The following is a 20,425-nucleotide window of genomic DNA, read 5'->3' as shown; positions in this document are numbered from 1 at the left end:
CTATCAGAGACGCAGGCGCCCGCCACGACTGCGTGCAGTCCCCAGGCCATGAGGCAACAGACTGGAACGGGTATGGGCATGGCAAATGGCGATGGCCAGGGCGTCGGAGGCGTCGATTTGCGGCTTGCTGACCAGTTTCAACAGGTGCATCACCATCATTTGCACCTGCTCCTTGTTCGCCGCCCCTGTGCCGACGACCGCCTGCTTGACCTGGGTCGCGGTGTACTCGGCGATCTCCAGGTTTTCCTCGGCGCCAGCCACGATGGCCGCGCCCCGGGCCTGCCCCAGCTTCAGGGCCGAATCGGCGTTGCGCGCCATGAAGACCCGCTCGATGCCCATGGTCACCGGGCCATAGGTCTGGATGACTTCGCGCACGCCGCGATAAACGATCTGCAAGCGCTCATGCAGCTCCCCCGCACCGGTGCGGATGCAACCAGAGGCGACGTACACGCAGCCGCGCCCGGTATCGCGAACCACACCATAGCCGGTGATGCGCGAACCAGGGTCGATACCAAGGATTAAAGTCATAGCGCCTGCGAAGAGTAATACGGTTACAAGTGAGGATACAGTAAGGGCTTAACCCAATGCCGGTCGCACAATAGATAAGGTCGAGCAATATGCCTGTGGCGAGGGGATTTATCCCCGCTGGGTCGCGCAGCGACCCCAAGTCCGGCAGCTCGGTGTACCAGACAGATTGAGTTGACTATTGGGGCTGCTACGCAGCCCAACGGGGATAAATCCCCTCGCCACAGGGTTCCGCTTGACGGATCACACTTGTGGATCAGCCCAGCTGTTCAGCCACCGACTCCGGAATATCGGCGTTGGAATAAACGTTCTGAACGTCATCCAGGTCTTCCAGCATGTCGATCAGCTTGAGCACCTTCTCGGCGCCTTCCAGGTCCAGTTCGGCACTGGTGGTCGGCTGCATGACGATTTCCGCGTCGGCGGGCTTGAAACCGGCCGCCTCCAGGGCATTGCGCACGGCATAGAAGCTGGCGAACGACGTGAACACGTCGAACGAGCCGTCTTCATGGCTGACCACGTCATCGGCGTCGGCCTCCAGGGCCGCTTCCGTCAGGGCATCTTCATCGAGGCCCGGGGCGAAGCTGATTTGACCCTTGCGCTCGAACAGATAGGCCACCGAGCCATCGGTGCCCAGGTTGCCACCACATTTGCTGAACGCGTGACGCACGGCGGCTGCGGTACGGTTGCGGTTGTCGGTCATGCATTCGACCATCACCGCCACGCCGCCCGGGCCATACCCTTCGTAGGTCAGTTCTTCAACGTTGTCGGCCTCGGTCGCACCCGCGCCACGGGCGATGGCCCGGTCGATGATGTCGCGGCTCATGTTGGCACCCAAGGCCTTGTCCAGGGCCAGGCGCAGACGCGGGTTGGAACCGGGATCGCCGCCACCCTGGCGGGCCGCGACCGTCAGCTCACGGATCCACTTGGTGAAGATCTTGCCTCTCTTGGCATCCTGACGTTCTTTGCGGTGCTTGATGTTCGCCCACTTGGAATGACCTGCCATAACTCGCTCCGTTTCTCTTTGGAACATTGCCCGCCCTGCGCGTGGGCAGTGGCCGGCAATCAGAAATATCGACCCCAATGAAAAGGCGCATCCGAAGATGCGCCCTCTCAGGTGCCAGCCTTACTCAGCCTTTGGCTGTTCACGCAGACGGATGTGCAACTCGCGCAACGCCTTGGCGTCCACCACGCCCGGCGCCTGGGTCATGACATCGGCCGCGCTCTGGGTTTTCGGGAACGCGATCACTTCACGGATCGACTGGGCGCCGGTCATCAGCATCACCAGGCGGTCCAGGCCGAAGGCCAGGCCACCATGGGGCGGTGCACCGTACTTCAGCGCGTCCAGCAGGAAGCCGAACTTCTCTTCCTGCTCGGCTTCGTCGATGCCCAGCAGGCGGAACACCGCCTGTTGCATTTCCTTGCGATGGATACGGATCGAACCGCCACCCAGCTCGGTACCGTTCAGGACCATGTCGTAGGCGCGCGACAGAGCGGTGGCCGGGTTGGCCTCCAGCTCTTGCGGCGAGCACTTCGGCGCGGTGAACGGGTGGTGCAGCGCGGAGAAGCTGCCGTCGTCGTTTTCTTCGAACATCGGGAAGTCAACGACCCACATCGGCGCCCACTCGCACGTCAGCAGATTCAGGTCGTGGCCCAGCTTGATGCGCAGCGCGCCCAGGGCTTCGCTGACAATCTTGGCCTTGTCGGCGCCGAAGAACACGATGTCGCCGTCAACCGCACCCACGCGATCGAGGATCACATTGAGGTTGGCTTCCGGAATGTTCTTCACGATGGGCGATTGCAGGCCGTCGACACCGGCGGCGCGCTCGTTGACCTTGATGTACGCCAGGCCCTTGGCACCGTAGATACCGACGAACTTGGTGTAATCGTCGATCTGCTTGCGCGGCATGCTGGCGCCGCCTGGAACACGCAGGGCCGCGATACGGCATTTCGGGTCGTTGGCCGGGCCGCTGAACACCTTGAACTCGACGTCCTTGAGCTGATCGGCCACGTCCACCAGTTCCAGCGGGTTGCGCAGGTCCGGCTTGTCGGAACCGTAGCGGCGCATGGCCTCTTCGAACGTCATGTGCGGGAACTCGCCGAACTCCAGACCCAACACTTCCTTGAACAGGTTGCGGATCATGCCTTCGGTCAGGCCCATGATGTCTTTTTCGTCGAGGAAGCTGGTCTCGATGTCGATCTGAGTGAACTCAGGCTGACGGTCGGCACGCAGGTCTTCGTCGCGGAAGCACTTGGCGATCTGGTAGTAGCGATCGAACCCGGCCACCATCAGCAGTTGCTTGAACAGCTGTGGCGACTGCGGCAGGGCAAAGAAGCTGCCGGGGTGGGTACGGCTCGGCACCAGGTAGTCGCGGGCGCCTTCCGGCGTGGCGCGGGTCAGGATCGGCGTCTCGACGTCGAGGAAGCCGTTTTCGTCCAGGTAACGACGGATGCTGGTGGTCATGCGCGAACGCAGGCGCAGCTTCTCGGCCATTTCCGGGCGACGCAGGTCGATGAAGCGGTAGCGCAGGCGGGTTTCCTCGCCCACGTCGGAGTATTCGTTGAGTGGGAACGGCGGGGTTTCCGACTCGTTGAGCACTTCCAGCTCGTAGCCCAGCACTTCGATCATGCCCGACGCCATGTTGGCGTTGCCGGCGCCGGCCGGGCGCAAGCGCACCTTGCCGGTGATCTTGACGACGTATTCGCTGCGCACGCGGTCGGCGGTGGCGAAGGTTTCAGCGCGGTCCGGATCGAACACCACCTGGGCCAGGCCTTCACGATCACGGATATCGAGGAAAATCACCCCGCCATGGTCACGGCGACGATGGACCCATCCGCAAAGAGTAACTTCCTGACCTTCCAGGCTTTCGTTCAGTTGGCCGCAATAATGGCTGCGCATCATGGTAGTGGTTTCACTTCTCGTAATTCGACATTCGGTTGGAGGCCCTGCCCGTGCAAGAACTCGCGCGTATTCAACTCAATCAGCTTTGTCGCCACCGGCCAGGTTTTTCTTGGCGCCGGTCTTGAAGTCGGTTTCATACCAGCCCGTGCCGCCGAGGCGGAAACCAGGCATGGAAAGCATCTTTTTCAGTTCCGGCGCCTGGCAGGCAGGGCAGTCGACCAGCGGTGCCGCGCTGATCTTTTGAATGGCTTCCATCTGATGACCACAGGAAGCACATTGATAGTCGTACATCGGCATGGGGTTGTCTCGGCGATCAGGTTACACGCGCAAAGGCGGGGCTTTGCGGCAAAGAGCGGGATTATATCCATTAAATGCGGCCTGTGCAGCCGTAAGACCGCACAGTCATTGCCGAGTGAACACCATGTAGGAGCTGACGAGTGCAACGAGGCTGCGATCTTGCCCCAGACACTTGAGTCCCAAGCGCAAGATCAAGATCAAGATCAAAAGATCGCAGCCCCCGGCAGCGCCTACGCCGCACCATGATCCATCCCGGTTTCCTTCAAACTGTGCACCACGCAGACCACGCGCACCAGCCCGCTGAAATTGCGCACCCCGCCATGGCGCAAGTGCACTTCCCTGTCCACATGGGACAGCAACGTGCTGATGGAGCAGCGGTTGAGCTCGGCCATGTCACCGAGGATATCCCAGTAGACCTGTTCCAGCCGCAGACAGGTGGCGAACCCGTTCAGGCGAATGGATCGGGCCAAGGGCCGGGCCAGTTGCATATCGAACCCCCGGATGAACGGGTCGACGCTGATGGGCTGAAAACGCCCCAGCCGCCCTTCCCCGGGTTCTTTTCCTTGAATCATACCGTTGACACTCCTTTGCCATACGAGCCTCTGGGTTGGAACAACCCATCTGTGGCTCTATGGAAGCTCAACGGCATCGCCAGTTCCAGACGACTTTATGACCATGGACGTAGGACAAGCCAACAGCAGGCCGGCGACGAATTACGCCGTCCTACACCCAGCGCGCAGGCGATATCGCCGTCGTGGCGAGGGAGCTTGCTCCCTCGCCACGACGCCCTATTAGTTTTCCAACAGCGCCCGCAGCATCCACGCGGTCTTTTCGTGAACTTGCATGCGCTGGGTCAGCAGGTCGGCCGTGGGCTCGTCGCTGACCTTGTCCAATAAAGGAAAGATGCCACGGGCCGTACGCGTCACCGCTTCCTGGCCCTCGACCAGTTGCCGGATCATGTCTTCAGCAGCAGGCACGCCTTCCTCTTCCTTGATAGAGGACAGCCGTGCATACACCGAGTAGGCACCCGGGGCCGGGAAGCCAAGGGCGCGGATTCGCTCGGCAATCAGGTCCACCGCCAGGGCCAGCTCGTTGTATTGCTCCTCGAACATCAGGTGCAGGGTCCGAAACATCGGCCCTGTGACGTTCCAGTGGAAATTGTGGGTCTTGAGATACAACACGTAGGTATCCGACAGCAGGCGCGAAAGCCCGTCGACGATGGACTTGCGGTCTTCTTCACTGATACCGATATCAATTGCCATGGGGGTTGATCTCCTTAGGGTGATGAATTCGACAACGACCCTAACCACTCTAGTGGTTCTGGCCGCCTACGGCCTGCGACAGATTGCCAGCCCTGCAGAACCGACAAGCCAGGACGACCGACGGTTCCGACACCTGGAAAACTCAACGCCGCTTGCCTGGTGCATTCAAGCAGCCGCGGGGCTTTTCTGGCCGACGAACAGCGCGGTGCGCGCCCGTAACGGGTTTGAGAAGGCCCGAGCTTTGCTGTTAAATAGGCAGTGTGTCGCTACGCCTATTTTCCCGGGCGTAACGCATAGGCTGATTCGGGTACGTGTCCAACGCCTCTCATTGTTTCGAAGCGAACCGTGCCCGACCCGCTCTTCCTTGTGATCTGTCTTAACCGTGAGCCAATCAAAATGTTGAAAATCGTCCACTTGCTAATGGGCGCAGCTGCCCTGCTGCTGTCCTTCATCCCTAGCCTGGGTTCCGAAGCCACACCTTACCTGCAACACCCCGATGCACTGTACCTGGCCTTTTTCGGCCTGCTCAACCTGACCCTTGCCCCCGTCATCCCTTACTGGAACAAGGGTCCACGTCACCAACTGCAAAACCTTGTCAGCGCCCTGCTGGTGCTGGCCGTTGCCCTGCAAACCCTGGCCCTGCTGGCACCCATGCCGGAAATCGGCGGTCAACCGGCCATTCTGTTCAGCCTGGGCGCGGCACTGCTCGCCGTGGCACTGCACCTGGCCGTCAGCTTCTACAAGAAGTCGTCGCCGGCCGCCGCTGCGCAGAACTACGACATGTCCAACCGCGATACCGGCACGGTGAAGTGGTTCAACACGTCCAAAGGGTTCGGCTTCATTTCCCGCGACTCCGGCGATGACATTTTCGTGCATTTCCGGGCCATTCGTGGCGAAGGTCATCGCGTCCTGGTGGAAGGCCAGCGCGTGGAATTCTCCGTGATGAACCGCGACAAGGGCCTGCAGGCCGAAGACGTGATCGCCGCGCTGCCGCGCCGCTGATCCAAGCGTAAAAAAACCGCGATGCAGCCTGGCTGCTCGCGGTTTTTTATTGCCCGTCAAACGGCAATCGGGCCCTATCAGTAGTGAGGGGGCGGCGCCTCTTCTTCGAACGATTCGAATTGACCTGCCATTTCTTCCTGGCGCTTGAGCAACGCCGCCATCTGCAGCTGCAGGCGCTCGACCACCCGCTGCTGCGCTACCAGCACATCATTCAATGCCTGGATGGTGTCATCCTGAAACGCCAGGCGGCTTTCCAGATCGGTTACGCGCTCTTCAAGGTTCATGGTTCAGCCCTCCAGAAACTTGAAATCATCGGCCAGGGCCACTCGCAACCGTTCGCGAATGGCCAAGACCTGCTCTGCATTATAAGGCTGGGCCGGGTGCTTGCCCCAGACCGGCGCAGGCCAGGCGGCATCATCACGTTTGCGCACGATGACATGCATGTGCAATTGACTGACGACGTTACCTAAGGTTGCAACGTTCATCTTGTCGGCATCGAATGAATCCTTGAGGGTTTCGGCCAGCGCCGTAGTTTCTTTCCAAAGCTGTAATTGATCCGTGTCATCCAACTGAAATAATTCACTGATATCTTCTCGCCGCGGTACGAGGATGAACCACGGGTAATTGGCGTCGTTGGACAAGAGCAAACGGCACAACGGGAAATCGCCGATGGGCAATGTGTCTTGTTGCAGTCGTGGATCTAAGGCAAACACCGCGCGTACTCCTCGTTATCGATTCTGCCCGGCTCAGCGACCCGCAGGCCTGCATCGGGCACAGATGCGCAGCATACCCGCGAACGCCGGATCAATCACGGCGTACCGTCCCGAGGCCCGCTTCTTCGAATGACTTTTTCAACGCCGGAGCACCAACCGTGCAAGTTGACGCACCAACACAGCGCAGCGGCACGGCACAGTCCCGAGAGATCCGTGCCAGGGCCCAGGCAAAGCCTCGACGCTGTAAGATTTTCGTACAACCTGAAAATTTTTTGCACCAAAACAGCACAGTACGTCTACGCTCAGTGCACAAAGCATCCGTGATTTACTCACTGGGTAGGGTGAACCGGTAACGTTTTTGGTTGTCTCGCCGATTTTATCGACACCAAACACGGGAGCTCACACGAGTCAACCCTATTTAAAACAAGGCCTTTGGAGCCCGGTTTCATGAGGTTTCACCGCGTCAACCGGTGAAATGTGAAAAAAATGTAAACGAAATTCGGGTTTGAGCATGCTTGTTGCATTCATACCCGCACTGTCCAAAGGGCTCGCCGGAAGCGGGGACCTGCCGACATACAAATTAAAGTGGCAAGGCTGCCCACAGGAGCTTCAAGCGCGGTAATGACGGACTCTTTACACCGATGCCGGAAAGAAAAAACAACATCAAAGTTGTGAATACGGTTGCGTCGGAACAGCTGAAATGCGACATGGATCGAGCCATTGGCGACATGGTCGTAAAGAAGCTGAAAGGTTGAATGGGCAAGTATCGCCAAAGAATGTCGACGTGATATAAGTTTGCGCCGACACAAAAAGAAAGAGCCGCCCAGATAAAAAAACAGGTGGGACGGCAGTACTCTTCTAAAAACCAAAGGAGCAAATCACGATGCGCGTGATGAAGTGGAGCATGATCGCACTGGCTGTATCGGCCAGTACCTCGCAGTTCGCAATGGCCTCTTCCCAGGAAGAATCCAAGGGCTTTTTTGAAGATCAGAGCCTGACCGTTAAAAGCCGTATGCTGTACATGAACCGTGATTTCAAACATGGTGCTTCTAACAACCAGAATACCGGCGGCAAAGCACGTAGGACTGGCTACCGCGAAGAAACTGGCCTGGGCGTACAGGCTATTTACGAGTCTGGCTTCACTCAAGGCACCGTTGGTGTCGGTGTGGACGCCCTGTTCAATGGCCAGGTCAAACTGGACAGCGGCCCAGGCCGCACCGGTAACAGCATCTTCGGCACAGGCGACGACGGTACTCCAGAAGACACCCAATCCGAGGTCGGTGGTGCAGTCAAGTTCCGCTTGTCCGACACCGTGCTGAAGTATGGTAACCAATACACTACCAGCCCAGTGTTCTCCACGGACGACAGCCGTCTTAATCCAGAAGTTGCTACCGGTACGCTCATCACCAGCAAGGAAATCAAGGGTCTGGAACTGACCGCTGGTCGCTTTACCGCTATGAACGCACAGAACTACACCGGCCGTGACAGCATCAACGGTCGGCACAGCAAAGGTCTGCCATCCGCTAATATTGCTGGCGCAACCTATCAGTTCACTGACAATTTCGTAGCGGGTGTCGCAGCTTCCGACGTTGAAGATTACTTCAAGAAGAAGTACCTCAACCTGAACTACACTCTGCCGATCAACGAAGATCAGTCCCTGAACTTCGACTTCAACGGCTATGACAGCAAGAGTCAGGGTCAAGAGCTGAGCGGTGATATTGACAACCGCATCTGGTCGCTCGCAGCGGCCTACAGCCTCGGTGCGCACAAATTTACCGTGGCTCACCAGCGCTCCTCCGGTGATAGCGGCTACGCGTACGGCGTGGATGGTGGCGGTACTATCTACCTCGCCAACTCCGTACAGTATTCCGACTTCAACGGTCAAGACGAAACCTCCTGGCAGGCTCGCTACGACCTGAACATGAAAAGCTACGGCGTTCCTGGCCTGAGCTTCATGACCCGTTACATCACCAGTGACAATATCGCTACCGCTACAACCGATGCCAAAGCCCACGAGTGGGACTTCGAAACCAAATACGTCCTGCAAAGCGGTCCTGCCAAAGACCTGTCTTTCCGTTTGCGTAGCGCGGTTTATCGGACTAGCACCTCCAACCCGGATTACACTGACAACAATGACTTCCGCGTCATCGTCGAATACCCACTGAGCATCTTGTAATTCAGTGCTAATTCGATAGCTGCACCCGCAAAAAACAAAAACCGCTCACCTGACAGGTGAGCGGTTTTTTTATATCCACCGCATGTCAGCTTTAACACAGCTTGTTAAATAGCAAGCTAACTAAACATAACCTGACCCCAGACCAAGTTATAGTCGAATCATTATTGCGCTGCTCCTTCCTGAACCACCCGAATCACTCGCTGTGGAAACGGAATATCAATACCGGCATCCTTCAAACGATCCCGCGCCTGCTCATTAAGCATGAACATCACACTCCAATAATCCGCGGTCTTCACCCAGATGCGCAGCGACACCGTGATGGAACTGTCGCCCAAGGTGGAAATCACCGCTTCAGGCGCCGGATCCGCCAGCACACGCTCATCCTTGGCCAGCTCCAGCAGCACTTCCCGGGCCTTTTGCAGATCGGCTTGGTAATCCACGCCGACATCGAACACCACCTTACGGGTCGGCTGGCGGTTGGTGTTGGTGATGATGCCGTTGGAGAGGTTGCCGTTGGGCACGATGACAGTCTTGTTGTCACCAGTGCGCAACACGGTGTGAAAGATCTGGATGCTATCGACCGTACCGGCCACACCTTGGGCTTCGATCCAGTCACCGATGCGGAACGGGCGGAACAGCAGGATCAGCACGCCACCGGCGAAGTTCGCCAGGCTGCCTTGCAGGGCCAGGCCGATCGCCAGGCCGGCGGCACCAATGGCGGCGACGAACGAAGTGGTTTCCACGCCGATCATCGAAGCGACGCTGACGATCAACAATATCTTCAGAATGATGTTGGCCAGGGTACTGATGAACCCTTGCAGCGCCAGGTCGGCATTACGCAGGGCCAGCAGCGCACCCAGTTTCTGCGTCACTTTGTTGATCAACCACCAGCCGATGGCCAGGGTGATGACCGCCAGCAGCACACGGCTGCCGTACTCCATGATCATGGGGATCCAGGTCTGGGAAGCCTTGACCAGGTTGTCCACTTCAGCATTCAAGTCCATCTCTCTCTCCTTTGTTCCTGTTACCGCGAAAGACCAATCGAAACACATTGTGGCGAGGGGATTTATCCCCGCTGGGCTGCGGAGCAGCCCTAAAGCCTGCGCCGTGGTGTATCAGGTCGACATGATCAGCTTTTGGGGGCTGCTTCGCAGCCCAGCGGGGATAAATCCCCTCGCCACATGCAGACAACCAGGGGATCAGTCGCGGAAGTTAGTGAATTGCAGGGGCATGCCGAATTCTTTGCCGCGCAGTGCCGCAATGGCTTCCTGCAGGTCGTCACGCTTCTTGCCGGTGACCCGCACCTGCTCGCCCTGGATGGCGGCTTGCACCTTGAGCTTGGCGTCCTTGATATGAGCGACGATTTTCTTCGCCAGCTCCTTGTCGATGCCTTCCTTGAGCACGGCTTCCTGCTTCATCAGCTTGCCCGAGGCATAGGCGTCCTTGACCTCGAGGCACTGCACATCGATCTTGCGCTTGACCAGCGCCAGCTTGAGGATCTCGATCATCGCCTCGAGCTGGAACTCGGCCTCGGCGGTCAGGTTCACGGTCAGGTCTTTTTCCTTGAACTCGAAACTGCCCTTGCCCTTGAGGTCATAACGACGGTCGAGTTCCTTGACGGCGTTTTCAACCGCGTTGGTGACTTCGTGTTTGTCCAGTTCGGATACCACGTCGAATGACGGCATGTAGTGTTCTCCAAATAAAAAGGCGCGCCAGTATCAACGGCGCGCGCTTGGCTTGTGGTTAAAATCGGGCTCATTATAACGGCTCTTTTCCTGCCGACACTGCGAGCCCTCAGATGCCTGCGCCAATCCGAGTAAAAAACTGATGTCGACCACCTGGCATGTCCTCGGGGCCGGCAGTCTCGGCACGTTGTGGGCCACGCGCCTGGCGCGAGCCGGGTTACCGGTGCGGCTGGTGTTGCGCAACGAAGCGCGCTTGCAGGCCTACCGCAGCGTCGCAGGCCTGACACTGGTGGAACAAGGCCAGGCGCAATGCTACCCGGTGCCGGGCGAAACGGCGGACAGCCCGGAGCCGATCAGGCGCCTGCTGCTGGCTTGCAAGGCCTACGATGCGGAAGCGGCGGTGACCTCGGTGGCCCATCGCCTGGACGCCGAATCGGAACTGATCCTGTTGCAGAACGGCCTCGGCAGCCAGGACGCAGTGGCCAATTGTGTGCCCCAGGCTCGTTGCATCAGCGCCTCCAGTACCGAAGGCGCGTTCCGCGACGGTGACTGGCGCGTGATATTCGCCGGCCATGGCTACACCTGGTTGGGCGACCCGGCTCACCCGGTGGCGCCGTTCTGGCTGGACGACCTGGCCGCCGCCGGCATCCCCCACGAATGGAGCGCCGACATCCTCACCCGCCTCTGGCGCAAACTGGCACTCAACTGTGCAATCAATCCACTGACCGTGTTGCATCACTGCAAGAACGGCGGCCTGCTGGAACACCACTGCGAAGTGGCGACCTTGTGCGCGGAGCTCACGGATGTGCTCGAACGGTGCGGCCAGCCCGCGGCGGCCGAGGATTTGCAGCCGGAAGTCGAACGGGTGATCCAGGCCACGGCCGCCAATTACTCCTCGATGTACCAGGATGTGGCCAATCGGCGTCGTACCGAAATCAGCTATTTGCTCGGTTACGCCTGCAAGGTTGCCCAGCGCCATGGGCTGAGCGTGCCGCACCTGGAACAACTGCGCCAGCGACTGATTGTCCACTTGGACAACCTCGGATTGCCCAGCGACTGAGCAGCGGCTACGCTGGCCCTCGTGTTCCTTCTTAGCGACGAGTCTGATGCCCTTGCGCCAGCGCCTTGAAAACCTCCCGGTCGGCCAGAAACTGCTGGCCGCTCTGTTGGTGTTGTTGACCACTGTCCTGCTGGTGGCCAACCTGACCTTTATCAGTGCCGCCTACTACATCTCCCAGGAAAGCATGGCGCCCCAGGCCCTGCAGACCATTGGCCGACTGATCGCCAACCCGAGCCTGATCTCTGACGCCCTGCAATCGCCACAAAGTGCCCAGCGCCTGCTCGACGAGCTCAACAGCTACGCACCGCTGCGGGCGGCGGCGTTGTACGACGGCCAGGGCGATCGCCTGGCACAGCTGCAACAGGGCGAAAAGCTCAAGCTGCCGGACCATTTCCGCAACATACAGGCCTGGCAAGCGGGCGAGTTCCGCAGCAACCAGGTCATTACCCTGCCCCGCCCCGGCACGACGCCTGGCCATCTGTTGCTGGTGGCCAGCAGCGAATTGCCGACCGCGTTCTACACCGGCACCCTGACCGCCAGCCTCGGCATCCTGATTTTCAGCGTGTTGCTGTGGCTGATCATTGCCCAACAGATCAAACGCCTGATCACCCAACCGATTCATCAACTCGAAGAGCTGTCGCGCCAGGTCACCCGGGAGGAGAACTATGCCCTGCGCGCCGCACGGGGCAACCACGATGAGATCGGCAGCCTGGCCGAGGCATTCAATACCATGCTCTCGCGGATCGAAGCCCGGGAGCAACAGCTCAAACGTGCCCGCGACGACTCCCAGGCCGCCTACGACCAGGCCCAGGGCCTGGCGGAAGAAACCCGCCATACCAATCGCAAGCTGGAGCTGGAAGTCCAGGTGCGCAGCAAGATCGAGAAAAAACTCACGGGCTTCCAGAATTACCTCAATAGCATCATCGACTCCATGCCGTCGGCCCTGATCGCCCTCGACGAGCAACTCTACGTCACCCAATGGAACCAGGAAGCCAGCGCCCTCTCCGGCACACGATTGGACGAGGCCCTGAACCAACCGATCTTCCTCGCCTTCGAACCGCTCAAGCCGTACCTGCCCCAGCTCAAGCAGACCGTGGAGCAACATACGGTGGCCAAGATCGAACGCGTCACCTGGACCAAGGACGACGAGGCCCGGCATTACGCCCTGACGTTCTATCCACTGATGGGCGGCGCCGGGCGGGGCGTGGTGATCCGCATCGACGACATCACCCAGCGCCTGTCGCTGGAGGAAATGATGGTGCAATCGGAAAAAATGCTCTCGGTCGGCGGTCTTGCGGCGGGCATGGCCCATGAGATCAATAACCCCCTGGGTGCCATCCTGCACAATGTGCAGAACATCCGCCGACGCTTGTCGCCGGAATTGCCGAAGAATCTCGAACAGGCCGAGCAACTGGGCATCGAATTACCGGTGGTCAACCGTTACCTGGAAAGCCGGGAAATCCCGCAATTGCTCGACGGCATCCAGCAGGCCGGCGCGCGGGCAGCGAAAATCGTCACCCACATGCTCAGCTTCAGCCGGCGCAGCACGCGGCAGATGGCGCCCTGCGACCTGCCGGCGCTGATCGACCAGGCGGTGGAAATCGCCGGTAATGACTTCGACCTGGCGATCGGCTTCGATTTCAAGGGCCAGGCGATCATCCGTCAGTTCGACCCGAACCTGGGCCCGGTGCCCGGCACGGCCAACGAACTGGAACAAGTGCTGCTCAACCTGCTGAAAAACGCCGCCCAAGCCATCCACCAACGCCAGGACGACAGCGAACCCGGGCGCATCATCCTGCGTACGCGGTTGAATCCGCCGTGGGCGGAAATCCAGGTCGAGGACAATGGCATCGGCATGAGCGAGAACGTGCGCAAGCGCACCTTCGAACCCTTCTTCACCACCAAGGAGATCGGCCAGGGCACAGGCCTTGGGCTGTCGGTCTCGTATTTCATCATTACCAACAACCACAAGGGCCAGATGGAAGTACAGTCGGCGCCAGGCCAAGGCACCTGCTTCACCTTGCGCCTGCCCCTGACGGGCCCCTCGATGGTGGCGCAGGAAAACAAACCACTGGAGCGTTGAGCATGGGCTTTCGCCTGTCGAAGATTTACACCCGCACCGGCGACAAAGGTGAAACCGGGTTGGGCGATGGTCGCCGCGTGGCAAAGGACCACCCACGGGTCGAGGCCATCGGCGAAGTGGACACACTGAACAGCCAGTTGGGCTTGTTGCTGGCTGGGCTCGCCGCCGAAACCGCCCGGTACCCGGCGCTGAAGGAAGTCAGCGACGTGCTGGAGCCTTGTCAGCATCGATTGTTCGACCTGGGCGGTGAGCTGGCGATGCCGGCCTACCAAGCCTTGAACGTGACGGAAATCGAGCGGCTGGAAGCGGCGATCGATGTGTGGAACGAGGAATTGGGGCCACTGGAAAACTTCATCCTGCCCGGTGGCTCGACGCTGATCGCCCAGGCCCATGTCTGCCGCAGCCTGGCCCGCAGCGCCGAGCGGCGTTGCCAGCAATTGAACGCGGTGGAGCCGCTGACGGGGCCGGGGTTGGCCTATATCAATCGGTTGTCGGACTTGCTGTTCGTGGCCGCTCGAGTCATTGCCCGGCGGCAAGGAGTGGCGGAGGTGCTGTGGGAAGCGGCGGCCAAGCCTGGGGGCTGATCAGAGAAGGTAGTGCCTGTGGCGATCGTTCCCACGCTCCCCATGGGAACGCAGCCCGGGACGCTCCGCGCCCCCTCCAGAGCCGAACGCAGAGCGTCCGCTGAGGCATTCCCACGCAGAGCGTGGGAATGATCAGTAACACCCCACAATCATGCGTCAGGCCAAAACGCCCGAATCCCCGCCACACCCTGGGCCCCGGCTTCCCAGGCTTTTTGCCGCTCACCAGGCCCGACCCCGCCCAACAGATAGACCGGCCGGTTGAAGCCTTCGATCAGGCGTGCCGCTTCTCCCCAGCCCAACGGCTGTGCATCGGGATGGGTCAGGGTCGGCTGCACCGGCGAAAGCGTGACGAAGTCCACGTCCATTCGCTGCGCCAGGGACAGCTCCTCGGCGTTATGGCAGGAAGCCGCCAGCCAGCGATCCTTGCCGAACGGTCGACCGGCCGCGGCATGCTTGCGCAGTTGCGCGGCGGTAATGTGCCAGCCAGCGGAAGGAAAATCCCCCAGCCATTCGAACGGCCCCTTGAGCATCAGTTGGGCCTTGCCGGCACACAAGCCCGCCGCATCCACCGCCAGGTCGCGGTATTGCGGGTCGTAGCCGTTGGGGGCGCGTAGCTGGACCAACTTGATCCCGCCGGCAATCGCCTTCTGCATGCCGCGCAGCAAGGCCGGCGTCTCAAGGCCTTCCGGGGTGATCAGGTATTCGCCCGGCAAACGGGCCGCCGCGACGATCGGCTGATTGGCCGCCGGGAACTCATGGTTCGTCAGGTCGCGGGCCGTCACCCAGGCCAACGGCTGCCCTTCGGCGCCATGGGGCTCGCCGGTGAACGCCGAGACTTCCCAGACATCCAGCAACACCTGCTTGTCCGGGTAATCGTGACGCACCTTGATCAACGGCCGGGCGGCGTCGACGACAATGCCCAGCTCTTCGTGAAGTTCACGGGCCAGGGCGGTTTCGACGGACTCATCAGCCTCGACCTTGCCGCCAGGAAATTCCCACAGGCCGCCCTGGTGCTGGGTGTCGGCCCGTCGGGCGATCAGGATTTTGCCGGCGGCATCGCGGATGACCGCTGCCGCCACATGGACTCGTTTCACCGCGCAGTGTCCTCCAGGCCAGCCTGTTGCCACGCCTTGAACGCTGGCCATTGATATAGGGTTTCGACGTAGGCCTCATCGACCTCGGACAGTTTCACCTGATAAGTGCGCAAGCGCACGGCAACAGGGGCAAAAAACGCGTCGGCCAGGCTGACGCGGCCGAACAGGTAGGGACCGGCCTCGGTCGCCGCGGCACGGCATTCGGCCCACAGCGCCAGCATCCGCTCGATTTCCACCTGGACATCAGCCGGCATGGGCGACAGCGGTGCATCGCGCAGCAGGTCAAACGGCATGTGGCTGCGGATGGCGAAAAACCCGCTGTGCATTTGCGCACAGGCCGAGCGTGCCTGGGCCCGGGCGGCCACATCCTTGGGCCAGAGACCGGCCTGCGGGAACTGTTCGGCCAGGTATTCGGCAATCGCCAGGGAATCAGCGATCACGCCGAATTCGGTCTTGAGCAACGGGACCTTGGCCGTGGCCGAATACTTGAGCAGCTTTTCGCGGGTGTCGGGCTGGTCGAGCCTGACCAACTCTTCGGTGTACTTCGCGCCGGTGAGCGCCAGGGCCAGCGCGCCGCGCAGGGACCAGGAAGAAATGCGCTGGTCGCCGATGATCAGGTGCAGGCTCATATCCGGATTCCTTTCTTATGGTCAATTAGAGACATTTGCGATGTCTGTCAGGCTGCCTTCGCGAGGCCCGCTCCCACAGGGGATTTGCGGGGTGACATAGCAAGTGTTCACACCACAAATCCCCTGTGGGAGCGGGCTTGCTCGCGAATGGTGACGACTCGGTTTAAGTCCGATACTCAGCGTTGATCTTGACGTACTCGTGGGACAGGTCGGTGGTCCAGATGGTTTCGCTGCAATCCCCCCGTCCCAATTCGATACGGATAGTGATTTCTTCCTGCTGCATCACCGCCGCGCCCTGGGCTTCGGTGTAGGTTGCAGCACGGGCACCCTGGCTGGCGATGCAGACTTCGCCGAGGAACACGTCGATCTTGCTCACGTCCAGCTCAGGCACGCCGGCCCGGCCGACAGCGGCGAGGATGCGGCCCCAGTTCGGGTCGGAGGCGAACAGTGCGGTCTTGATCAGCGGCGAGTGCGCCACGGTGTAGCCGACATCCAGGCATTCCTGGTGATTGCCACCGCCGTTGACCTGCACGGTGACGAACTTGGTCGCGCCTTCGCCGTCCCGGACGATGGCCTGGGCCACTTCCATGCACACGTCGAACACGGCCTGCTTCAGGGCCTCGAACAGTGGGCCGCTGGCCTCGGTGATCTGCGGCAGGTCAGCCTTGCCAGTGGCGATCAGCATGCAGCAGTCGTTGGTGGAGGTGTCGCCGTCGATGGTGATGCGGTTGAACGACTTGTTGGCGCCATCGAGCATCAGGTCTTGCAGCACCTGGCGCGAAACCTTGGCGTCGGTGGCGATGTAGCCGAGCATGGTCGCCATATTCGGCCGGATCATGCCAGCGCCTTTGCTGATGCCAGTGACGGTGATGGTCACGCCGTCATGCTGGAACTGGCGGCTCGCGCCCTTGGGCAGGGTGTCGGTGGTCATGATGCCGGTGGCGGCGGCGGCCCAGTTGTTTTCCGACAGGTCGTCGAGGGCGGCTTGCAGTGCGCCTTCGATCTTCTCGACCGGCAGCGGTTCGCCGATCACGCCGGTGGAATAGGGCAGCACCTGGCTGGCGTCGACGCCAGTCAACTCCGCCAGCTTGGCGCAGGTGCGCTCGGCGGCGGCCAGGCCTGGCGCGCCGGTGCCAGCGTTGGCGTTACCGGTGTTGGTCAGCAGGTAACGCACCGCCCCTTGCACGCGCTGCTTGGCCAGGATGACCGGCGCGGCGCAAAAGGCATTGAGGGTGAACACGCCCGCCACCGTCGAGCCTTCAGCGCAGCGCATCACCACGACATCCTTGCGCCCGGGGCGCTTGATGCCCGCCGAAGCGATACCGAGTTCAAAACCGGCAACCGGGTGCAACGTTGGCAACGGACCAAGACCAACAGCCATGAATGCGCTCCTAAATTAGATGTATATCGACGCCGTCCTCATTGGGACGGCGAATCAAAATGGCAAAACGCCGCGACGGATGGAATCCGGTCGCGGCGCGGGTGGTTCAGCGTTGAGACGGGTTTATTGGATCTGCCCGTGGCAATGCTTGTATTTCTTGCCCGAACCGCAATAGCACAGTTCGTTGCGGCCCAGCTTCTGCTCGTTGCGCACCGGTGCGGTCGCCAGGGCGACATCCACATCGACGCCCTCTTCGGCGACCACTTCCAGGCCAGGGGCTTCGGCGTGTTCGAACTGCATGCGCGCAGCCAGGGCTTCGGCCTCCTGACGCAGGCGAGCCTCTTCCTCGGCTGGGTCTTCGCGGCGAACCTGTACGTGTGACAACACGCGGATCGAGTCGCGCTTGATCGAATCGAGCAACTCGGAGAACAGCGTGTAGGACTCGCGCTTGTACTCCTGCTTCGGATTCTTCTGGGCGTAACCACGCAAATGGATACCGTGGCGCAGGTGGTCCATGGTCGACAGGTGGTCTTTCCACAAATCGTCCAGTACCCGCAGCACAATCTGCTTCTCGAAGGAGCGCAGTGCCTCGGCGCCGGCCTGGTCTTCCTTCTCGTTGTAGGCAGCGATCAGTTCGGCCAGCAGTTTTTCGCGCAGGGTTTCTTCGTACAGGTGATCGTCTTCGTCGAGCCATTGCTGGATCGGCAATGCCACGCCGAAATCGCTCTGCAAGGCGGCTTCCAGGCCGGCGACGTCCCACTGCTCCGGCAGCGACTGCGGCGGGATGTGGGCGCTGACGGTGGCGTTGAGCACGTCCTGGCGGAAATCGGCGATGGTTTCGCCAATGTTGTCGGCGGCCAACAAACTGTTACGCATGTGATAGATCACTTTACGCTGTTCGTTGTTGACGTCGTCGAACTCGAGCAATTGCTTGCGGATATCGAAGTTGCGGCCTTCGACCTTGCGCTGGGCCTTCTCGATGGCGTTGGTCACCATGCGGTGCTCGATCGCCTCGCCGGGCTGCATGCCCAGGGCCTTCATGAAGTTCTTCACCCGGTCAGAGGCGAAGATGCGCATCAGGCTGTCTTCCAGGGACAGGTAGAAACGGCTGGAGCCGGCGTCGCCCTGGCGACCGGCACGGCCACGCAACTGGTTGTCGATACGACGGGATTCGTGACGCTCGGAGGCGATCACCTGCAAACCGCCGGACTCCAGCACCTGCTGGTGACGCTTCTGCCAGTCGGCCTTGATCTGCGCGATCTGCTCGGGGGTCGGGCTTTCCAGGCTGGCGACTTCCACTTCCCAGTTGCCGCCCAGCAGGATGTCGGTACCACGACCGGCCATGTTGGTGGCGATGGTCAGCGCACCCGGGCGACCGGCCTGGGCGATGATCTCGGCTTCCTTCTCGTGGAACTTGGCGTTGAGGACCTTGTGCTCGATGCCTTCCTTGTTGAGCAAGGCGGACATGTGCTCGGAGGTCTCGATGGTGGCGGTACCGACCAGGATCGGACGGCCCTGGGCCATGCCGTCCTTGATGTCGTTGATGATCGCCGCGTACTTCTCTTCGGCGGTCAGGAACACCAGGTCGTTGTAGTCCTTGCGGGCCAGTGGCTTGTTCGGCGGGATCACCACCACTTGCAGGCCATAGATCTGGTGGAATTCGAACGCCTCGGTGTCGGCGGTACCGGTCATGCCGGACAGCTTGTTGTACAGGCGGAAGTAGTTCTGGAAGGTGGTCGAGGCCAGGGTCTGGCTCTCGGCCTGGATGTTCAGGCCTTCCTTGGCTTCGATGGCCTGGTGCAAGCCCTCGGACAGGCGACGACCCGGCATGGTACGGCCGGTGTGTTCGTCCACCAGCACGACCTGGCCATCCTGGACGATGTATTCGACGTTGCGATGGAACAGCTTGTGGGCACGCAGGCCGGCATAGACGTGGGTCAGCAGGCCCAGGTTATGGGCCGAGTACAGGCTCTCGCCTTCGGCCAGCAAGCCGACGCGGGTGAGCATTTCCTCGATGAACTGGTGACCGGCTTCGTTGAGTTCGACCTGGCGGGTCTTCTCGTCGATGGTGTAGTGCCCGGGCTGGGTCACTTCGCCTTCGACTTCCTCGACGTGCAATTTGAGCTGCGGGATCAACTTGTTGATCTCGATGTACAGCTTGGAGCTGTCCTCGGCCTGACCGGAAATGATCAGCGGGGTACGGGCTTCGTCGATGAGGATGGAGTCGACTTCGTCGATCACGGCAAAGTTGAGTTCACGCTGGAATTTTTCTTCCATGCTGAACGCCATGTTGTCGCGCAGGTAGTCGAACCCGAATTCGTTGTTGGTGCCGTAGGTGATATCGGCGGCATAGGCGGCGCGCTTCTCTTCCGGCGGCTGGAACGGCGTGACGACGCCGACGGTCAGGCCGAGGAATTCGTAGAGCGGGCGCATCCAGTTGGCGTCGCGGCGGGCCAGGTAGTCGTTGACCGTCACCACGTGCACGCCCTTGCCGGACAGTGCGTTGAGGTAAACACCCAGGGTCGCCACGAGGGTCTTGCCCTCACCGGTACGCATTTCGGCGATCTTGCCTTCGTGCAAGGTCATGCCGCCGATCAACTGAACGTCGAAGTGGCGCATGCCCATGATCCGCTTGCCGGCTTCACGGGCGACCGCAAAGGCTTCGGGCAGGAGCTGGTCAAGGGTTTCCCCCTTGGCGATGCGGTCCTTGAATTCGGCAGTCTTGGCGCGTAACTGATCGTCCGAAAGGGCCACCATTTGCTCTTCGAAGGCATTGACAGTCTGTACCGTCTTGAGCATGCGCTTGACTTCACGCTCGTTCTTGCTTCCAAAAAGTTTCTTTAACAAAGGCGCAAACATATCGGCAGGATCTTCCACACTAAAGGGATGGAGGGCGGCCCCATGAGTCGCCCGTGCAGCCCTCATGGCCGCATGCGAACGAGCATTCTACCCGGAAACGATGGAGAGGAAAGTGGCGTTATTCCACGATGCTGGCACAGCGCTGTGACGGGGCCACCCTAAAATAAGGGCTTTTG

At 60.5% G+C, this 20,425-nt stretch carries 19 protein-coding genes; 5 read left to right on the top strand and 14 right to left on the bottom strand.

Annotation, left to right across the window (positions count from 1 at the left end):
• Nucleotides 1–3 precede the first annotated feature (3 nt).
• The 6 genes from ruvC to BLP82_RS07525 all read right to left on the bottom strand — a co-directional run bounded on the left by ruvC (nucleotide 4) and on the right by BLP82_RS07525 (nucleotide 4,983).
• On the bottom strand, nucleotides 4–528 hold the full coding sequence (gene ruvC, locus BLP82_RS07550; protein ID WP_014339919.1) for a crossover junction endodeoxyribonuclease RuvC: 525 nt from the start codon (nucleotides 526–528) through the stop codon (nucleotides 4–6).
• Between the two features lie 253 nt (nucleotides 529–781).
• The gene (locus BLP82_RS07545; RefSeq protein WP_018614256.1) at nucleotides 782–1,528 is read right to left on the bottom strand and encodes a YebC/PmpR family DNA-binding transcriptional regulator; all 747 of its coding nucleotides are present in this window, start codon (nucleotides 1,526–1,528) and stop codon (nucleotides 782–784) included.
• A 120-nt stretch (nucleotides 1,529–1,648) separates the two neighbouring features.
• A complete protein-coding gene (aspS, locus tag BLP82_RS07540; RefSeq protein ID WP_092166408.1) occupies nucleotides 1,649–3,424 on the bottom strand; it encodes an aspartate--tRNA ligase in 1,776 nt (591 codons plus the stop codon).
• 75 nt (nucleotides 3,425–3,499) lie between these two features.
• Complete coding sequence (locus tag BLP82_RS07535) at nucleotides 3,500–3,721, bottom strand: FmdB family zinc ribbon protein (protein ID WP_003178589.1); 222 nt, start codon at nucleotides 3,719–3,721, stop codon at nucleotides 3,500–3,502.
• Between the two features lie 230 nt (nucleotides 3,722–3,951).
• Complete coding sequence (locus BLP82_RS07530; RefSeq protein WP_060740898.1) at nucleotides 3,952–4,293, bottom strand: ribbon-helix-helix domain-containing protein; 342 nt, start codon at nucleotides 4,291–4,293, stop codon at nucleotides 3,952–3,954.
• A 219-nt stretch (nucleotides 4,294–4,512) separates the two neighbouring features.
• Nucleotides 4,513–4,983 carry a Dps family protein gene (locus BLP82_RS07525; protein ID WP_060740897.1) on the bottom strand — a complete coding sequence of 157 codons (471 nt, stop codon included), beginning with the start codon at nucleotides 4,981–4,983 and terminating at the stop codon, nucleotides 4,513–4,515.
• Between the two features lie 396 nt (nucleotides 4,984–5,379).
• Here BLP82_RS07525 and BLP82_RS31845 point away from each other — a divergent pair, with 396 nt between their 5' ends.
• Nucleotides 5,380–5,985, top strand: coding sequence for a cold-shock protein (locus tag BLP82_RS31845; RefSeq protein ID WP_003205048.1), 606 nt, complete (start codon nucleotides 5,380–5,382; stop codon nucleotides 5,983–5,985).
• 77 nt (nucleotides 5,986–6,062) lie between these two features.
• On the opposite strand, the gene BLP82_RS07515 is transcribed toward BLP82_RS31845, so the two are convergent.
• On the bottom strand, nucleotides 6,063–6,269 hold the full coding sequence (locus tag BLP82_RS07515; RefSeq protein WP_060740896.1) for a SlyX family protein: 207 nt from the start codon (nucleotides 6,267–6,269) through the stop codon (nucleotides 6,063–6,065).
• 3 nt (nucleotides 6,270–6,272) lie between these two features.
• Nucleotides 6,273–6,698, bottom strand: a complete 426-nt coding sequence (locus BLP82_RS07510; RefSeq protein WP_092166407.1) for an HIT domain-containing protein — start codon at nucleotides 6,696–6,698, stop codon at nucleotides 6,273–6,275.
• Between the two features lie 883 nt (nucleotides 6,699–7,581).
• Here BLP82_RS07510 and BLP82_RS07505 point away from each other — a divergent pair.
• Nucleotides 7,582–8,874, top strand: a complete 1,293-nt coding sequence (locus BLP82_RS07505) for an OprD family porin (protein ID WP_092166405.1) — start codon at nucleotides 7,582–7,584, stop codon at nucleotides 8,872–8,874.
• A gap of 161 nt (nucleotides 8,875–9,035) precedes the next feature.
• On the opposite strand, the gene BLP82_RS07500 is transcribed toward BLP82_RS07505, so the two are convergent.
• Both BLP82_RS07500 and BLP82_RS07495 read right to left on the bottom strand, forming a co-directional pair.
• Complete coding sequence (locus BLP82_RS07500) at nucleotides 9,036–9,878, bottom strand: mechanosensitive ion channel family protein (RefSeq protein ID WP_092166400.1); 843 nt, start codon at nucleotides 9,876–9,878, stop codon at nucleotides 9,036–9,038.
• Between the two features lie 195 nt (nucleotides 9,879–10,073).
• Nucleotides 10,074–10,559 (bottom strand): YajQ family cyclic di-GMP-binding protein, encoded by a 486-nt coding sequence (locus BLP82_RS07495; protein ID WP_092166399.1) that lies wholly within the window; start codon nucleotides 10,557–10,559, stop codon nucleotides 10,074–10,076.
• 142 nt (nucleotides 10,560–10,701) lie between these two features.
• On the opposite strand from BLP82_RS07495, the gene BLP82_RS07490 reads away from it, so the two are divergent.
• Genes BLP82_RS07490 through BLP82_RS07480 form a run of 3 tightly spaced genes read left to right on the top strand, consistent with a single transcriptional unit; the run spans nucleotide 10,702 to nucleotide 14,286 of the window.
• Entirely contained in the window at nucleotides 10,702–11,619 is a 918-nt protein-coding gene (locus BLP82_RS07490) for a putative 2-dehydropantoate 2-reductase (RefSeq protein WP_092166398.1), read from the top strand.
• Between the two features lie 46 nt (nucleotides 11,620–11,665).
• Nucleotides 11,666–13,702 (top strand): sensor histidine kinase, encoded by a 2,037-nt coding sequence (locus BLP82_RS07485; RefSeq protein WP_092166397.1) that lies wholly within the window; start codon nucleotides 11,666–11,668, stop codon nucleotides 13,700–13,702.
• Nucleotides 13,703–13,704: 2 nt separating this feature from the next.
• Nucleotides 13,705–14,286: a cob(I)yrinic acid a,c-diamide adenosyltransferase gene (locus BLP82_RS07480; protein WP_092166396.1), complete on the top strand. Its 582-nt coding sequence runs from the start codon at nucleotides 13,705–13,707 to the stop codon at nucleotides 14,284–14,286.
• Between the two features lie 149 nt (nucleotides 14,287–14,435).
• On the opposite strand, the gene BLP82_RS07475 is transcribed toward BLP82_RS07480, so the two are convergent.
• The 4 genes from BLP82_RS07475 to secA all read right to left on the bottom strand — a co-directional run bounded on the left by BLP82_RS07475 (nucleotide 14,436) and on the right by secA (nucleotide 20,249).
• Entirely contained in the window at nucleotides 14,436–15,380 is a 945-nt protein-coding gene (locus tag BLP82_RS07475) for a Nudix family hydrolase (protein ID WP_092166395.1), read from the bottom strand.
• Entirely contained in the window at nucleotides 15,377–16,009 is a 633-nt protein-coding gene (locus BLP82_RS07470; RefSeq protein WP_092166394.1) for a glutathione S-transferase family protein, read from the bottom strand. The genes BLP82_RS07475 and BLP82_RS07470 overlap by 4 nt, the downstream gene beginning before the upstream one ends.
• A 163-nt stretch (nucleotides 16,010–16,172) precedes the next feature.
• On the bottom strand, nucleotides 16,173–17,390 hold the full coding sequence (argJ, locus tag BLP82_RS07465; protein WP_092166393.1) for a bifunctional glutamate N-acetyltransferase/amino-acid acetyltransferase ArgJ: 1,218 nt from the start codon (nucleotides 17,388–17,390) through the stop codon (nucleotides 16,173–16,175).
• A gap of 123 nt (nucleotides 17,391–17,513) precedes the next feature.
• On the bottom strand, nucleotides 17,514–20,249 hold the full coding sequence (secA, locus tag BLP82_RS07460) for a preprotein translocase subunit SecA (protein WP_092166392.1): 2,736 nt from the start codon (nucleotides 20,247–20,249) through the stop codon (nucleotides 17,514–17,516).
• Nucleotides 20,250–20,425 lie beyond the last annotated feature (176 nt).

Source organism: Pseudomonas sp. NFACC37-1 (genome assembly GCF_900101575.1).
In the GTDB taxonomy this organism is placed as follows: domain Bacteria; phylum Pseudomonadota; class Gammaproteobacteria; order Pseudomonadales; family Pseudomonadaceae; genus Aquipseudomonas; species Aquipseudomonas fluorescens_AA.
This window is presented reverse-complemented; position numbering and strand designations above follow the sequence as displayed.

Bases quoted from the DNA above. Each gene is read 5' to 3' on its own strand.
- ruvC (WP_014339919.1), bottom strand. From the start codon at position 528: ATGACTTTAATCCTTGGTATCGACCCTGGTTCGCGCATCACCGGCTAT.
- BLP82_RS07545 (WP_018614256.1), bottom strand. From the start codon at position 1,528: ATGGCAGGTCATTCCAAGTGGGCGAACATCAAGCACCGCAAAGAACGT.
- aspS (WP_092166408.1), bottom strand. From the start codon at position 3,424: ATGATGCGCAGCCATTATTGCGGCCAACTGAACGAAAGCCTGGAAGGT.
- BLP82_RS07535 (WP_003178589.1), bottom strand. From the start codon at position 3,721: ATGCCGATGTACGACTATCAATGTGCTTCCTGTGGTCATCAGATGGAA.
- BLP82_RS07530 (WP_060740898.1), bottom strand. From the start codon at position 4,293: ATGATTCAAGGAAAAGAACCCGGGGAAGGGCGGCTGGGGCGTTTTCAG.
- BLP82_RS07525 (WP_060740897.1), bottom strand. From the start codon at position 4,983: ATGGCAATTGATATCGGTATCAGTGAAGAAGACCGCAAGTCCATCGTC.
- BLP82_RS31845 (WP_003205048.1), top strand. From the start codon at position 5,380: ATGTTGAAAATCGTCCACTTGCTAATGGGCGCAGCTGCCCTGCTGCTG.
- BLP82_RS07515 (WP_060740896.1), bottom strand. From the start codon at position 6,269: ATGAACCTTGAAGAGCGCGTAACCGATCTGGAAAGCCGCCTGGCGTTT.
- BLP82_RS07505 (WP_092166405.1), top strand. From the start codon at position 7,582: ATGCGCGTGATGAAGTGGAGCATGATCGCACTGGCTGTATCGGCCAGT.
- BLP82_RS07500 (WP_092166400.1), bottom strand. From the start codon at position 9,878: ATGGACTTGAATGCTGAAGTGGACAACCTGGTCAAGGCTTCCCAGACC.
- BLP82_RS07495 (WP_092166399.1), bottom strand. From the start codon at position 10,559: ATGCCGTCATTCGACGTGGTATCCGAACTGGACAAACACGAAGTCACC.
- BLP82_RS07490 (WP_092166398.1), top strand. From the start codon at position 10,702: ATGTCGACCACCTGGCATGTCCTCGGGGCCGGCAGTCTCGGCACGTTG.
- BLP82_RS07485 (WP_092166397.1), top strand. From the start codon at position 11,666: ATGCCCTTGCGCCAGCGCCTTGAAAACCTCCCGGTCGGCCAGAAACTG.
- BLP82_RS07480 (WP_092166396.1), top strand. From the start codon at position 13,705: ATGGGCTTTCGCCTGTCGAAGATTTACACCCGCACCGGCGACAAAGGT.
- BLP82_RS07470 (WP_092166394.1), bottom strand. From the start codon at position 16,009: ATGAGCCTGCACCTGATCATCGGCGACCAGCGCATTTCTTCCTGGTCC.
- argJ (WP_092166393.1), bottom strand. From the start codon at position 17,390: ATGGCTGTTGGTCTTGGTCCGTTGCCAACGTTGCACCCGGTTGCCGGT.
- secA (WP_092166392.1), bottom strand. From the start codon at position 20,249: ATGTTTGCGCCTTTGTTAAAGAAACTTTTTGGAAGCAAGAACGAGCGT.